14 protein-coding genes are annotated in these 13815 nt (G+C 33.3%); 6 read left to right on the top strand and 8 right to left on the bottom strand.

Annotated elements, in window-relative coordinates; all coding sequences use genetic code 11:
* Positions 1–16: 16 nt before the first annotated feature.
* Positions 17–751: a Bax inhibitor-1/YccA family protein gene (locus ACFEL2_RS05995; protein WP_375331763.1), complete on the top strand. Its 735-nt coding sequence runs from the start codon at positions 17–19 to the stop codon at positions 749–751.
* Between the two features lie 467 nt (positions 752–1218).
* Here ACFEL2_RS05995 and ACFEL2_RS06000 read toward each other — a convergent pair whose 3' ends face one another.
* From ACFEL2_RS06000 to ubiG, 3 genes are read right to left on the bottom strand one after another with little or no spacing between them, the layout of a single operon-like run.
* A complete protein-coding gene (locus tag ACFEL2_RS06000) occupies positions 1219–1815 on the bottom strand; it encodes a DUF6314 family protein (RefSeq protein ID WP_375331764.1) in 597 nt (198 codons plus the stop codon).
* The gene (gene gltX / locus ACFEL2_RS06005) at positions 1797–3203 is read right to left on the bottom strand and encodes a glutamate--tRNA ligase (RefSeq protein ID WP_375331765.1); all 1407 of its coding nucleotides are present in this window, start codon (positions 3201–3203) and stop codon (positions 1797–1799) included. Before gltX ends, ACFEL2_RS06000 begins: the two co-directional genes overlap by 19 nt.
* Positions 3204–3219: 16 nt before the next feature.
* The gene (ubiG, locus tag ACFEL2_RS06010) at positions 3220–3978 is read right to left on the bottom strand and encodes a bifunctional 2-polyprenyl-6-hydroxyphenol methylase/3-demethylubiquinol 3-O-methyltransferase UbiG (protein ID WP_341751892.1); all 759 of its coding nucleotides are present in this window, start codon (positions 3976–3978) and stop codon (positions 3220–3222) included.
* 96 nt (positions 3979–4074) lie between these two features.
* Here ubiG and ACFEL2_RS06015 point away from each other — a divergent pair, with 96 nt between their 5' ends.
* The gene (locus tag ACFEL2_RS06015) at positions 4075–4860 is read left to right on the top strand and encodes a metal ABC transporter permease (RefSeq protein ID WP_341747497.1); all 786 of its coding nucleotides are present in this window, start codon (positions 4075–4077) and stop codon (positions 4858–4860) included.
* Positions 4861–4966: 106 nt separating this feature from the next.
* On the opposite strand, the gene mutM is transcribed toward ACFEL2_RS06015, so the two are convergent.
* On the bottom strand, positions 4967–5785 hold the full coding sequence (mutM, locus tag ACFEL2_RS06020; protein ID WP_375331766.1) for a bifunctional DNA-formamidopyrimidine glycosylase/DNA-(apurinic or apyrimidinic site) lyase: 819 nt from the start codon (positions 5783–5785) through the stop codon (positions 4967–4969).
* 77 nt (positions 5786–5862) lie between these two features.
* Between mutM and ubiE the strand changes: the two genes are divergently transcribed.
* The 4 genes from ubiE to ACFEL2_RS06040 all read left to right on the top strand — a co-directional run bounded on the left by ubiE (position 5863) and on the right by ACFEL2_RS06040 (position 9620).
* Entirely contained in the window at positions 5863–6627 is a 765-nt protein-coding gene (gene ubiE, locus ACFEL2_RS06025) for a bifunctional demethylmenaquinone methyltransferase/2-methoxy-6-polyprenyl-1,4-benzoquinol methylase UbiE (RefSeq protein WP_341751890.1), read from the top strand.
* A gap of 369 nt (positions 6628–6996) precedes the next feature.
* A complete protein-coding gene (locus ACFEL2_RS06030) occupies positions 6997–8103 on the top strand; it encodes a hypothetical protein (protein ID WP_375331767.1) in 1107 nt (368 codons plus the stop codon).
* Between the two features lie 39 nt (positions 8104–8142).
* Positions 8143–8802 carry a hypothetical protein gene (locus tag ACFEL2_RS06035; protein ID WP_341751888.1) on the top strand — a complete coding sequence of 220 codons (660 nt, stop codon included), beginning with the start codon at positions 8143–8145 and terminating at the stop codon, positions 8800–8802.
* An 86-nt stretch (positions 8803–8888) separates the two neighbouring features.
* Positions 8889–9620 (top strand): HD domain-containing protein, encoded by a 732-nt coding sequence (locus ACFEL2_RS06040; protein WP_375331768.1) that lies wholly within the window; start codon positions 8889–8891, stop codon positions 9618–9620.
* On the opposite strand, the gene ACFEL2_RS06045 is transcribed toward ACFEL2_RS06040, so the two are convergent.
* The 4 genes from ACFEL2_RS06045 to nuoD form a co-directional block, all read right to left on the bottom strand.
* Positions 9541–10866: an MFS transporter gene (locus ACFEL2_RS06045; RefSeq protein ID WP_375331769.1), complete on the bottom strand. Its 1326-nt coding sequence runs from the start codon at positions 10864–10866 to the stop codon at positions 9541–9543. The genes ACFEL2_RS06040 and ACFEL2_RS06045 overlap by 80 nt on opposite strands.
* A 403-nt stretch (positions 10867–11269) precedes the next feature.
* Entirely contained in the window at positions 11270–11530 is a 261-nt protein-coding gene (locus ACFEL2_RS06050) for a hypothetical protein (RefSeq protein WP_341755734.1), read from the bottom strand.
* A gap of 602 nt (positions 11531–12132) precedes the next feature.
* Complete coding sequence (gene nuoE, locus ACFEL2_RS06055; protein WP_341751884.1) at positions 12133–12630, bottom strand: NADH-quinone oxidoreductase subunit NuoE; 498 nt, start codon at positions 12628–12630, stop codon at positions 12133–12135.
* Positions 12627–13802 carry an NADH dehydrogenase (quinone) subunit D gene (gene nuoD / locus ACFEL2_RS06060; RefSeq protein WP_375331770.1) on the bottom strand — a complete coding sequence of 392 codons (1176 nt, stop codon included), beginning with the start codon at positions 13800–13802 and terminating at the stop codon, positions 12627–12629. Before nuoD ends, nuoE begins: the two co-directional genes overlap by 4 nt.
* Positions 13803–13815: the final 13 nt, after the last annotated feature.

The following is a 13815-nucleotide window of genomic DNA, read 5'->3' on the forward strand; positions in this document are numbered from 1 at the left end:
ATTCATGGGGTTTCTTATGATTGATTACACAAAGACTTTTACTGCTACTCAGAAAACATATGATGTCGGACTGAGAGAATATATGCTTAAGGTCTATAATTATATGGCGTTAGCTCTTGTGCTAACTGGAATGATGGCTTTTGCTACTATATCATTTGAGCCATTAACTAGGCTTTTATTTCAAATTGAAGCAAATGGACAGTTCATGGGCTATACCGGTTTGGGGACATTGGTAATGATTTCCCCCGTGGGGATTGCTTTGTACTTCTTTATGGGATTTGGCAAGATGAGTTTAGATACTACTAAAGTATTGTTTTGGGTTTATGCTGCTTTAACTGGTATGTCTTTGGCATCCCTCGGATTTATCTATACAGGAGAGTCAATTGCTCGAACTTTCTTTATTTGTGCATCTGTTTTTGGTGCAATGAGCCTTTATGGCTATAGTACCAATAGAGATTTGACATCAATGGGGTCATTTCTTATCATGGGGTTATTTGGTCTTATCATTGTGTCACTAGTCAACATATTTTTACAAAGCTCAGCTATATATTTTGCAACGTCTCTCATTGGGGTTGGTATATTTATGGGTATTATTGCATGGGATACTCAAAAAATTAAGTCTATGTATTTTATGTCTGGAGGTGGAGAGTTAGGACAAAAAATGTCCATAATGGCCGCTTTTAATTTGTATTTAGACTTTATTAATTTGTTCTTACATCTTCTAAGATTCTTTGGTAATAGAAGAAACTAGTATTACAGTTGTAGTTATACAGAGCTGTTATCTCCGTGAAAGCACAACAGTTGTGAGTTAAAAAATTGTCTATTAGCAGCGAAGTTGCTGTTGTTAAACCGTCATTGCGAGGAGTCGCTGCAAGCGGCGACGTGGCAATCCAAAAATTGCAGTGGCAAAAAATAAAACAGCAAGCTGTTTATTTGGATTGCCACGCCACTTTGTGGCTCGCGATGACAATTATTTGTTTCTATAATAGACCTCTTTCGAAACTCGCTTATGCGCAAGGGTGTGAAGGAGACGCTTCACCTCGAACCACAGCGTACTCTAATTCCGTTACGGATTCGAGTGCCGCATCATTGTCCAAATCACCAACTAGAAGTAGAGTTTCGAAAGAGGTCTAATTTAGTATTTTCTGTCATTAGTTGAGACCTTTAAACTGCCCTAGGGTGACATTGAAGGTACGGTAATGTTACATTATATTGAATTCAGGATATTCTAGTAAAACTAGTTTTTATCGTATAATTTTTGTTAGGGCCTAAAACTTTATAACTCAGTTCAAAAGAATTCTTATTTAAAAATGTGTAATTAGCTTGATAAATATCTAAGTTACATTGATGTGTACCTTTAGCCTGAAGTTTATCCTGAAAAGGAGTATTAGAGATAAAATGTAATTGGTAAAATAGACCATTGTTATTTTCATTAACAAAATATTTAACAATTTTGTTTTGCTCTAGAGAGTATAGATACTCCTTAAAAGCTTTTACCCTATTGGTATTACCATAATATTCAACATCAAGCTCCTCTCTGTATAATATACGTGAATGAGGTGAGCTATGTCCTTTATCTTCTATAAAGTAAGCGATTCCTTTAGCTGTACCATAATTGCCTAAAATTCTTGTAATAGCATATGTTCCAACTAGGTTGTGAAATATATACTCTTCTACTTTGAAGAATTGTTTCTTTGTAAATACTTGCTGGGAATTCACGTACTCACGTACTTCATGTATAGCTAGTCCGCTCACCCCTTGTTTATTGTCCCCATTCATAGAATCATTTAAATCTATTAAATCATTTGAGTACATTTCAACCTAGCAATAGCATTTTCTTTACCAATTATGGCGATAATTTCAAAAATACTTGGGGAAGCAGTCATACCTGTTATTAGAGATCTAATGGATTGCATGAGATCTGCAAGTTTAATATTATTATTCTTGGCTATTTCTTTAAATTTTATTTGAATTGAGTCTTTATCAGAATTTTGTAAATTCTTTAATTCCTCAATAACTTGCTCTAGCAAATTTTTATCACAATTCTTGATTATCTCTTTGGCTTCCTCAGAGTAGATAATAGGAACGTTAATCAAGTAAATCTTGGCTAGTTCAGCTAATTCGACTAAATTTGTGCTTCTTATTTTTAAGTTTGGCATTGCTTGCTTAATATATTCCGTTTCTTCCGTGGTGATTTTATAAGTTTTTTGCAAATTCTTACAAATCATTTTTGTTAATAGCTTAACATCAAGCTGACGTAGATAATGAGCATTTAAATTATCCATTTTGGCAAAATCAAGACGGGAAGGTGATTTACCAAGCCCTTCAAGGTTAAACCATTCTATAGCTTGTTGTCTTGAAATAATCTCATTATCTTTGTGACTCCATCCTAACCTTAGTAAATAATTACACAAGCTCTCGGGTAAATATCCCATATCTTGGTATGCTTTTATTCCAAGAGCACCATGTCTTTTAGATAATTTTGCCCCATCATCACCGTGTATTAATGGTATATGTATCATATGTGGTACATCCCAACCAAAGGCTTGATAAAGTAGGATTTGACGAGCAGCGTTAGTTAAATGGTCATCCCCCCTGATAATATGGGTAATCTGCATATCGTGGTCGTCCACTACTACTGCCAACATATAGGTGCTACTTCCGTCGCTACGTAACAGCACCATATCATCTAGGTGGGAGTTTTCAATGGTAACATCCCCTTGTAAAGCATCATGGATAGTTGTATAGCCAGTTCTTGGAGCTTTCAGCCTAATCACTGCTTTTGTGGATTGGTAACCTTTCGGAAAGTTACAAGGGTCAGCATCTCGCCAAGGACTTTGAAATAAAAAATGTTGTTTATTAGCTATAGCATTATCTCGCTGCCGATCTATTTCTTCTTGAGGTGTAAAACAATAATAAGCTTTTCCTTCATCTAGTAATTTCAGAGCTGCTTTTTTGTATAAATCATTTCTTTTAGACTGAAAAATCACTTCACCGTCCCAGTCTAAACCAAGCCATTTCAAACCAGAAAATATAGCATTTACTGCATCTTCGGTTGATCTTGTTTTATCAGTATCCTCAATTCGAAGTAAAAATTTGCCATTATGGTGTTTGGCAAATAAATAATTAAACAATGCTGTCCTTGCCCCGCCAATATGCAAGAAGCCAGTAGGGGAGGGGGCGAATCTAGTAATTATAGTCATAGTATTTTCTTTAAAGTTAATCTAGAGGGAGTTCTGCAAGAGGTCTAGTTAAATAAGCAAAATAATTTACCTCTATATCATCACTCAACTGCCAACTTCTATTGACAATATTATAAGTTAAGCCCTTAAGCTCTTTAAGCTCTATGTTATTTTTACTAAACATAGAATAAATTTCAGATGGTTTAAGAAATTTACTATGGTCATGGGTTTTTTTTGGTATCCAATTAAGCAGGTATTCTGCCATCAAAATAGCTAACATATAAGCTTTTACAGTACGGTTAATTGTTGAAATTATAATCATGCCATTTGGTTTTACTAGATTGGCAAGATTTTTTACAAAATCACTAGGATTGTCTATATGTTCCATAACTTCTAAACATAGTACCACATCATACTGTTTGCTATTTGAGTATACTAATTCCTCAGCAGTAGATTTAAGATATTGTATATTCAAATTTTCTTCTTCAGCATGCTTCATCGCAATATCTATATTACTTTGTAGTGCATCTATGCCAGTGACTGTGCCATTTAGTTTACAGAGAGCAGAGGTAATTAATCCCCCGCCACATCCTACGTCTAAAATATCTAATTTTGAAGATAGTACTACATCGTCATCTATATTAAAATGATCTTTTATCTTATCTATTATGTAACCAAGACGAATAGGATTTATTTGATGAAGAATTTTAAACTCTCCATCTTCCTGCCACCACCCGCTAGAAATTTTACTAAACTTTTCTAGTTCTATTTGATTAATAGAAGATTTTGTAGACATATTTCTTTACTGGTTATAGAATCCATTCCTAATATACCATAGAAATCATGAAGCACTAAGTGCTATTCTCAAATTATCTAGCAAAAATCGTATAAAATGACTATAATAATATTAACTATAATTCTAATCAGTCTAATTTTTGCTCCTCTTGGTTGTATAAGCTTATGGAAAAAATATATTTATTTTGGTGATGGTCTTTCGCACGCGAGTTTACTGGCTGGAAGTATTAGTATCCTTGTCCATTTGCCTGTTGTTTATTCAGGACTAGTTGTTGCCGTTATATTTGCTATCTTGGTGTTTACGTTAAAACATAGGTCAGGTGGTAGTAGCGTGGTAATGTTAATATCAAGTTTTATGTTATCTTTAGCCTTAGTAGTAGGTTATATGTACCCACTACAGATTAAGATCACTAACCTATTATTTGGCGATATTTTATCTGCCTCTTTAAATGATATATTAACCTTATCAATTATACTTATATTCGTTATTTCTTTCGTTTGGTATTTCTATAGCCAGATTATTCTAATTGTCATTAATAGAGATATTGCACAAATTAAGGGGGTGAAAGTAAGAACGATTGAATTGGCATTTTTGTTACTGTTATCTTTATCAGTATTCTTGACTATTAAGATTGTTGGGGCATTACTCGTTACTAGTATTTTGCTGATTCCAGCCATGACTGCTAGGATGATTTCTAGTAATCCAGTACAAATGATTATCAATTCAGTTATCGTAGCTTTAATTGTAGACTTCCTTGGCTTAGTAGTGTCATTATATCTTGACATACCAATTACCCCAATAATTACGGTAATAAACACCATAGTTTATTGTTTATTCTATATAATTTCACGGGCAAATAAAACAGGGTTTTTTAGATTATAGTCAATTGATAAGAGTTTGGTAACGTCGTCTTCGATCGCTCGCCTATTATCTAGAGGCTTCGTTCCATCGTTCCTGCTATCCAATTCTCCTGAATTGACTATACCTATCATTCTTGGCAAATAGAACAATAGAAACTAGTTCTGCCGGATTGTTTTATTTTCCTTATTATTCCCTCGCAGTTTAGACATTTTTGATTTTCTCGTGCATAAACCTGTAATTCTTGTTGGAAGTAACCAGGTTTACTATCACCGCTAACAAAATCTTTGAGAGTAGTACCTCCTGCTGATATTGCCTTTGTTAAAACATTTTTAATGGCTAATACCAAATTACTTATTTCCTTGTTTGACAAACTACTACCCAGTCTGCTTGGGTGTATTTTAGCAATAAAAAGGCTTTCAGAAGCATATATATTACCAACACCGACAATAATCCGATTATCCATTAATAAATTTTTTATCGGAACAGAGCGATTTAATAATTTTGTTTTTAGATACTCATCAGACATATCATTTGACAAAGGTTCTACACCTAAATTTAGTAAAAATTTTTCTTGGGCAAGGTTTGTTAGCATACTATAAATCATCCCGAAACGTCGTGGATCATTAAAAACTAATTTCTCGCAAGTTGTCAAAGATATAACCACATGATCATGCGTTTGTAGCTTATAATCACTAGGTTGTAGGGTCAGCCTACCAGTCATGCCAAGATGTACAATAATGGAATAATAATTATCCAAATCTATTAGCAAATATTTTGCTCTACGTCTTAAAGCTACAATTCTTGCTAACTCTACATTTGACTCTAACTGATCGCTTAGTTTATAGCGTATATCATCTCGTTTCTTATCGAGTTTATTGATGGTAGCCCCTACTATTCGCTGTTCTAGACAACGTTTTAATGTTTCAACCTCAGGAAGTTCTGGCATTTTTACATTTTAACACTATTAATAATTCATTATATATCATAATATAACATATAAACAACTTAGCACTAAGTAGTAATATGAAAAATAATGATAACCAATCTGAGCAAGTAAATTTTGGCTTCTCAAAAGTGAGCTTTGATCAGAAAAGAGATTTAGTTAAAGATATCTTTTCTAGTGTTGCTAATAAATATGATGTAATGAATGACTTAATGAGTTTGGGAGTACATCGTTTGTGGAAAGATGAATTTGTTAGGCAAATTCCCAATTTAAAATCAAATATATTGGATGTGGCAAGTGGCACAGGTGATATAGCTTTTAGAATAATAAAGCGAGCATCGGCAAAAAATATATTAGTGCAGTTGACAATGTGTGATATAAATCATGATATGCTGGAGGTAGCACGTCACAAAGCTATTGATAGTAATATATTACAGGGTTTAGAGTATGTCGTCGCTGATGCAGAAAGCTTACCTTTTGCTGATAATAGTTTCGATTATTATACTATAGCATTTGGTATTAGGAATGTGGCAAAAATTGACAATGCCCTAAAAGAAGCATATCGAGTACTAAAACCTGGGGGGAAATTTTTATGTTTAGAATTTTCTAAAGTGGAATACGATTGTTTGAAGCAATTATACCAGTTTTATTCGTTTAATATTATTCCTAAGATTGGTAAAATTATAGCAAACAACGAATCAGCTTATCAATATTTGGTGGAAAGTATTAATGTATTCCCAGATCAGGAGAGTTTTGCAATTATGCTAAAGGATGTCGGCTTTACTGATGTTAGTTATAAGAATCTTACTTTAGGTGTTGCTGCTATTCATAGTGCTTATAAATAATAGACTAGCTGCATAAATCAAAGATAGTTGAGGGATTTTTAGGAAGAAACGAAGCCGGCTACCTTCGCGTACACAGACGTACGTGAGGAGCGGAGGCGAGTTTCGACGACAAAATCACCAACTAGATTGACTTATGCAGTAAGTCTAATGAAGATGTTGCTAAAATATCAACTGAGATCAGAGAGTTATTGACCCTCATTCACATATACCATGCTAGTGAATTATTGGATATTGTTTTTATAGATAAAAAAATATTAGAAATTAATAATAGTTACAATTTAAGAATGCTTGACTAATAATTTAGTATTAGTTTTAATAATAAAATAGTTAACCAAACCCTAATATGGTGAAATATAAGTGAAATATAAAATGACCAATGATTTAGATAATGATGCTTCTAAGAGGAATTTCATTAAAAAAGAGTATGAAAAACTTGAGGGGAGGGTACGTAATGCTACTTCAAGGACGCAATTAGCTTTGATTATAGCTGATGCTGGTAGTTTAGCTTTAATGGCTAGTCAGTTAGGGATAGATATTGGAATACTGGAATTAATAGCAACTGCAGTAAGTAAAACTCTTGATTATGAAACAACTGAGCAAATCCAAGTTGTGGATTTCAATGAGGGCATAAGATTAGCAAAAGAACAAGAAAAAATTGATAGAGAGCATAAATTTCAAGGCATTTATAAAGCTTTTGATTCTTTTTATGATGATTCTCTTAATAGACAAAGGAAAGATAATGAAAGTTTACACGAAATCTTTGAAGCTACAAAAGCAGGTCGGAAACTTACTGAGGAAGAAAAGCAGAAATTCAGTAAAACACCTGAACAAATAAAAGAAGAAAACGCTCGTAGTAAACACATGCGGCTAACTAAAAAGCTAGCTAAAATAGAACGAGAACATCACTCTAATGAAATAAAGAAAATTGAGGAATATGAGGAACAAGTTAAGCATTTATCAGAGAATCACCCGGAAAGAGTCTTGTTGGCTAATCAGAAAAAACATCATGAAGATTACTGTAATTTAGTTAATAAGAAAATAGATCAGTACAAAGCATACAAGCAAGGAATAAAACAACAGGCTTACAATATTTGTCTTAATAAAGAATTAGCTGAGAACAATAGATGTAACGAAGGTTTAGTACAATCTTGGGAAGAAGTATTTCATAAGATATACGATATTACTCCAGAGGAAATGGCTAAAAAGTTAACTCCAATGGAAAAACAGCCCCAAACTTTTATTACTTTGCCACCTTCAAAATCTAGAAGTACATTATCGTCAAAAAGCCTAGCCGTTCCAGTATCGCAACAAGAGTTAGATACAAAACAAATAATTTCTGATTATAAGTTAGAGAAACATATGGGAATATTAAGTGGTAAAGAAAATAAGGACACTCAATTACAAAGAACGAATTCTATAAATCTTAATAACCCAAAGGATAAAGATACTAGCAAAGGTAGAGGTGGAAGAGATTAGCAGAATTAAAGGATTTAAAGATAAATAATAGGTATTATTATGGCAAAATCAACATCACAAAATAAACTTACCTCTGAACATCATCACCGTTGGGGAGAGTACTATTATGGCTTAGCTGCTGATATGGAAGATCAGGATGCACCACAAAGCAAAATAGATGCAAGTTGGAAAATGGCTGCTATGGAATTTTGGTTTGCATTAACTTTAGGTAGTGAAAAAGCTCCTCTCTCCTTGTTTAAGTGTTTTAGACAAGGTGTTGGTGTAGAGAAAGATCCTTATATAAGAGATCTCATGTATGGTGCAGCATTACAACTTACACCTAAAGACTGTGCTGATAAGGTCAAACCTGAAAATAAACCAATAATTGCTAAGTCTATGCAATCTGAAATTGATACACTAGTAAAATTAGTAAAACAAACTCGTGATCAGTTGCCAGTTGAGGGAGTGGATGCAAAGGTATTTAATGAGCAACTCACTAAGTTCAACCACGCCATCAAACTACCATCAGGCAAGCCAATACAGAGTTGTTTTATTGAGAAAAGTGCTAAAGCTACTTCTAAAGAAAAAGATTTAAAGTCCAAAGCATTAGAATTAACAAAGAATCTGTCAAATAAGAATAAACCAACCACAACTACTATGAACCATGTACCTAGAAAGGCTAATAAATCTTCATCTAGAATTGGTTGTATTATATCATAAATCTTTATACAAAAAAATATTATATGCTTTAAATAGTCAAAATTTTAGTTTATAATGACTTTAGCATTAAAATATTATGGTTTTCTATGGAAAAAATTAACTATTGGGATAATTCAAAATACCAGTATTGTGCATATGCTGAGAGGTTGCTTAATGAATTAATTTCGCTCAATGAAAAAGTAAAGCAACCAATAGACATGTATGAAGTCAAAAAAGGCATCTACTATGCTAAAAAATATCATGGCAGTCAAATGAGGCAGTCTGGTGAGCCTTATTACTCGCATCCGATTGAAGTGGCTTATATGCTTGCCCAGTACACAGCCCTAGAGCTTCCACAATATTTCAGAACAGACATGATTGTTACCGCATTACTACACGACACCATCGAAGATACAACACTTACCGAAAAGATGATTGCCTATATTTTTGGCAGTCAAGTGGCTAGTCAAGTGCAAGACTTGACAAGAGTTAAGCCTCATGGCAAGATTAGCTCGGCGGAAATGGTCGAAATGTTATATAAAGAAAAGAAACATGATGTGCTTTTAGTTAAGTTATTTGACAGATTACATAATATACGAACGGTTAGTGCTAAATCACCGGAGAAAGCTAAAAAGATTATAGAAGAGACCTTACGGTATTTCATAGTTCTAGCAGAATATTTAGGGTTACCTAGCGTATCAAAATTAATACACACATATACTACTATTAATGTATTGACAGATATTGATTTAAATGCAACTAATTTTTCTTATCAAGATAATTACCAGCCGCTTTCTCTAATCTACAAAAATGCATTACACCAAAACTATAACTTATAACCACAGGTATCATTATAATTAATAATCCTATATAGCCAAAAAACTCAACTAAATACACCAGTCCGAATGAAGTTATTATATACATTATAACACGTGATAAAGCATAAGAAAAAGATGGATAAGTAAAACGTCGGAAAATTGATATATGCCTATATGTTATTGGTACTGCTGGCACATAGTCACAGGCAAATAGCATTATACAACATTGAATAAAAAATATAGTATAATGACTAGATGTTTTTGTTATTAACATTGGGGTAAATAACATAACAATTATAAACAAGCATAGTTTAGCTTTGATGATTTTTGGTGGATAAACTTTATAACTTAAAAAAGTCAATACTAACATTCCTATTAATTGAATTATTGAAACAATAAAATTTTGATGAATGATTTGTTCTGAGCTGAATCCAAAATCTTGCTTAAGAATATTACCACAATAAACATAAGCAAAGTAAAAACATACTGGCCAAGCACAATCCATAAAAAACAAAGCTATTATGTTTTTCCTATCACTATTTTTTTCTACAATTCCTTTCCATATAGGATTAGATTTTAAGTCTTTTTTTGAGTCACCTAAAATATTTTCCACCCGTCTTTTTGCGTCAGCAAAATCAGTAGTTTCCTTTAAAGTTGTTCGGGCTATAACACCTATTATAGCTACCCCTGCTCCAAACCAAAATGCTATACGCCAGTTTAAATTATGTAACGTTGTAAAAGATGCAATAGCTAATGCAAATGTACCACCTAATATAGAAAAGACAGAGGTTAATGCTACTACTGGGTATTGGATAGGTGGTTTTGTTATTTCAGTTAAATATAATTGTGCACCTATAAATTCTCCCATAGATGATAAGCCTTGAAGAATTCGACATATTGTAACTAATATAGTAGCAATGAGTCCAACTTCAGCATAAGTTGGAAGAGTAGCCATCACAAAACAGGATAAAGCCATCATAAAAGTTGTAATAATAACAGTCGCCTTACGTCCAATATTATCTCCTATCCAACCAAATAGTAAAGCCCCAAATGGTCTTAATAAATAAGTAGAACAAAAAGCAAAAGCAGAATAAATTGCTGCAGTATGAGGATCGGCTTTTGGAAAAAACAACTCATTTAACAGTACAGCCATATGAACATAAAGCATCAGATCAAAATATTCCAAAAAAGTCCCAATCGATAGCAATCCAACAGCTTCTTTTTGTTCTTTCGTTAGGCTTCTTTGTTCTTGCTGATATCCTATCATTTATTCACCTTAATATATTTATTAATACTAATAGATATTGATAATTTGGTTAATTAATAGCAAGAAAAAATAATGCCGAAAATTGAAATAATAAGTCTTGGTTGTAACAATATCACGGTTCTATAAACAAATTAGAAGGGGGAAAAGAGATATTGGCTGTCAAAAGTGCATGACATGTTAGTAAATTATTAAAATAAAATACTAACATTGTTGTTATGTGGATCGAATGATTTAAAGAATTGGCTTCGTAAATACTTGCGAGGAATTTGCGTATTCACGTAGTTTATCTATAATTGGTTGTTCACCCATTGTTTATTGTCCCTATTCTTCAAATCTTCGAGTATATTTGCCCTTGAATTCGATATAAGAATTGAGATTATACTTATTATAGATATATCTACCGCTATAAATCTCGTTTATGTTTATCAATCTCTAGGATATCATCATTTTCTAGCCCTTGTTCTATTGCATGTTTTTCAAACATTGATTGCATCATACTAATATCTTGAAAATTTTCTAGATACTCTTCTAGTTTATCAAGCTCAGTCATACAGCTATTCTTATCGCCCTGTTTAAGATGTAATTTGGCTGATTCTACTAGTTGCTGTAATGTACCTAAAACATCCAATTTCATTAGTTCCTTCAGAATCACCTTGCGTAGCATAAATACACCTCTTTAATTATATATCATATTTCTTATGCTATGCTAAGTAGTTTAGATGTCAATAATTTAATTTCTATTGTAATAAATAATTATCTTTAAAGAGTGAAAGTTTAAACCAGTAGTGATATTGTTCAAGAATTTATTATTTCAATTTTTGATATTAGACTTCTTTCGAAACTCTACTTCTGCTGGTGATTTGGACAATGATGCGGTACTCGAATCCGTAACGGAATTAGAGTACGCTGCGGTTCGAGGTGAAGCGTCTCCTTCAAATCCCTTGCGCACAAGCGAGTTTCGAAAGAGGTCTATTATTTTTTTTCTATACTCAAATGATTTGAAGAATTGGATTTGAAAATGAATGGTGAGTATGCTAGGTATGCATATTAGTACATGAGCATACGAATTCCGTGATATTTTCAAAAAACAATTCGTAGGAGCAGAAGAGTATAGCAATTAACCAAATCATCAATATCTACAACATTAGATATCTTTGGCAAACTTGCTTATGCTGAGGAATTTAAAGAAGCCACGGAATCTTGATCCACAGCGTACTCAAATGTATTTGAGGAGCAGAGGTAGCACGAATAAATTACCAGCAGAAGTCAGGTGAGGTTATCAATTAAATCAGCCATTTTTTTTTCGTCCAAATCCTCAAAGAAATCATCATTAATTTGTACAACTGGTGCATTGACACAAGCTCCCAAACATTCAACTTCTGTAAGGCTAAATTTTTTATCACTTGTTAGTTCACCAAAGTTAATACCAAGTTTTTTTTTACAAATAGTTACAATTTTATCGCTACCCCTTAGCCAACAAGGAGTAGTCCCACAAATTTGTATATGATATCGTCCTACTGGCTTTAGATTAAACATGGTATAAAATGTTGCAACTTCATATGCTCGGATGAAAGGTAAATTTAAAAAATTTGCTACATACTCTATGCAGCCTCTTGGTAACCAACCATTCATTTGGCGTTGTGCAAGGTCAAGTAATGGCAAGATCGCACTCTTTTGTTTGTTTTCAGGATATTTCTTAATGATATTTTGGGCTTTTTTTAAGTTCTCATCATTAAAACTGAAATTTAGTGGTTCATCATTCATCGATCAATTTCTCCAAAAACAATATCAAGACTGGCAATAATAGTTACCACATCTGCCATCAAATGTCCTTTCGACATAAAGTCTAGACCTTGTAGATGAGCAAACCCAGGGGCTTTAATCCGGCATCTATAAGGTCTGTTTGTTCCATCAGAGTATAAATACACACCAAACTCGCCTTTTGGTGCTTCAACAAATTTATATATTTCGCCTTTTGGTACATCATATCCTTCAGTGTAAAGTTTAAAATGATTAATCATGGCTTCCATTGATTCTTTCATTTTTTCTCTTGAGGGTGGTGCAATTCTAGGATCATCGGTTTTAATAGAACCCTTTGGCATTTTTTCAAGACATTGCTGTATAATTTTAAGTGATTGGTACATTTCTTCAATACGCACCAAATACCTATCATAACAATCACCATTTTTGCCAATTGGTATATCAAAGTCTAGCTCATCATATACATCATACGGGGTAGCCTTTCTAATATCCCATGCGATGCCTGAGCCTCTAAGCATTGGACCAGAAAACCCCCAATCCATAGCTTCTTTTTGACTTACTACTCCGATATCTACTAAGCGTTGTTTCCAAATTCTATTGTCATTTAACAGAGTCTCGACGTCTTCTAGTTTTTTTGAGAATTGCTGAACAAAAATATTTATATCTTCTAGTATACCATTTGGTAAGTCCTGTGCAACACCACCAGGTCTAAAATAATTTGCATGCATTCTAGAGCCGGAGACACGCTCATAAAATTCCATAATTTTTTCGCGTTCCTCAAATAACCATAATAGGGGGGTAGTAGCACCAACATCTAGGGCTTGTGTTGTTATATTCAGTATGTGGTTAAGGATACGAGTAAGCTCAGAAAACATCACTCGAATAAACCCTGCTCGTCTTGGCACGTTGCAGCCAAGCAATCCTTCAACTGCTAAGGCAAAAGCGTGTTCTTGGCACATTGGCGATACGTAATCTAACCGATCAAAATATGGTATAGCTTGTAGGTATGTTTTATGCTCAATTAATTTTTCAGTACCACGATGCAGCAATCCAATATGCGGGTCTGCTTTATTGATAACCTCACCATCCATTTCTAAAATTAATCTTAATACCCCATGGGTAGCTGGATGTTGTGGACCAAAATTTAACACAACACTTTTATTATTATCACTCACCTTGTTTTAGACT

The organism is Candidatus Tisiphia endosymbiont of Temnostethus pusillus, assembly GCF_964264675.1.
GTDB lineage: Bacteria > Pseudomonadota > Alphaproteobacteria > Rickettsiales > Rickettsiaceae > Tisiphia.

What these genes read in the sequence shown, in the direction of transcription:
- ACFEL2_RS05995 (WP_375331763.1), top strand. Translation starts at nt 17, where the DNA reads ATGATTGATTACACAAAGACTTTTACTGCTACTCAGAAAACATATGAT.
- ACFEL2_RS06000 (WP_375331764.1), bottom strand. Translation starts at nt 1,815, where the DNA reads ATGTACTCAAATGATTTAATAGATTTAAATGATTCTATGAATGGGGAC.
- gltX (WP_375331765.1), bottom strand. Translation starts at nt 3,203, where the DNA reads ATGACTATAATTACTAGATTCGCCCCCTCCCCTACTGGCTTCTTGCAT.
- ubiG (WP_341751892.1), bottom strand. Translation starts at nt 3,978, where the DNA reads ATGTCTACAAAATCTTCTATTAATCAAATAGAACTAGAAAAGTTTAGT.
- ACFEL2_RS06015 (WP_341747497.1), top strand. Translation starts at nt 4,075, where the DNA reads ATGACTATAATAATATTAACTATAATTCTAATCAGTCTAATTTTTGCT.
- mutM (WP_375331766.1), bottom strand. Translation starts at nt 5,785, where the DNA reads ATGCCAGAACTTCCTGAGGTTGAAACATTAAAACGTTGTCTAGAACAG.
- ubiE (WP_341751890.1), top strand. Translation starts at nt 5,863, where the DNA reads ATGAAAAATAATGATAACCAATCTGAGCAAGTAAATTTTGGCTTCTCA.
- ACFEL2_RS06030 (WP_375331767.1), top strand. Translation starts at nt 6,997, where the DNA reads ATGACCAATGATTTAGATAATGATGCTTCTAAGAGGAATTTCATTAAA.
- ACFEL2_RS06035 (WP_341751888.1), top strand. Translation starts at nt 8,143, where the DNA reads ATGGCAAAATCAACATCACAAAATAAACTTACCTCTGAACATCATCAC.
- ACFEL2_RS06040 (WP_375331768.1), top strand. Translation starts at nt 8,889, where the DNA reads ATGGAAAAAATTAACTATTGGGATAATTCAAAATACCAGTATTGTGCA.
- ACFEL2_RS06045 (WP_375331769.1), bottom strand. Translation starts at nt 10,866, where the DNA reads ATGATAGGATATCAGCAAGAACAAAGAAGCCTAACGAAAGAACAAAAA.
- ACFEL2_RS06050 (WP_341755734.1), bottom strand. Translation starts at nt 11,530, where the DNA reads ATGCTACGCAAGGTGATTCTGAAGGAACTAATGAAATTGGATGTTTTA.
- nuoE (WP_341751884.1), bottom strand. Translation starts at nt 12,630, where the DNA reads ATGAATGATGAACCACTAAATTTCAGTTTTAATGATGAGAACTTAAAA.